The sequence below is a fragment of the Roseateles sp. P5_E8 genome (assembly GCF_054177665.1).
Genome location: NZ_JBGCUM010000153.1, coordinates 1 through 539 on the forward strand (window position 1 = coordinate 1; position 539 = coordinate 539).

The 539-nt window shown below is 67.3% G+C and carries 1 protein-coding gene; it reads right to left on the reverse strand.

The features are described from left to right. Positions 1–515, reverse strand: a 515-nt coding sequence (locus ACXRVZ_RS27735) for a hypothetical protein (protein WP_458233149.1), incomplete at its 3' end; no start/stop codon positions are given. Between the last annotated feature and the right edge of the window lie 24 nt (positions 516–539).

The following is a 539-nucleotide window of genomic DNA, read 5'->3' on the forward strand; positions in this document are numbered from 1 at the left end:
GAGAAAGCCTGCTCCGATCGGGCCGAATCCTTGGACAGCGGCCAGATCGAGAAGCGGACCATCGCATAACGGCCGTCGATCTCCTCGTAGCTGTAGAAGTCGCCGCGGCCGTTCGCGAATGCGCCCGCGATCGGCACGCCGATGGCGCCAGCTCCAGGATTGGCGAAGTTCAGGTTCCACTGATGCTGTCGCGGGTCGTACAGGCGCAGCGACAGAAGCTCCAGCGGCTTGCCGTCCGCGCCCTGCCCCTTGTACTCGGCGAGGTTCGCGTAGCCGCCCCACACCTTGGATACGTGCGTGACGCCGTCGAGCTCGACCCACTCGCGAGAGCCCGTCAGCGGACGCAGCAGGCGGCGCGTGTGCGTCTTCCAAACGCCGAAGTCGAAATCGAATTCGTGGCCGCCCTCGCGCGGGGCGGCGGAGGTGGTTTGCGCGGGGGCGTCGGCCAGCTTCGTCAGGTCGGCGGTGAACGCCGTGCGCCACGTCTTGCCCCCGTCGTCGGAGTACGACTCCACGTAGCGATGCGATGCCGGCGTGAT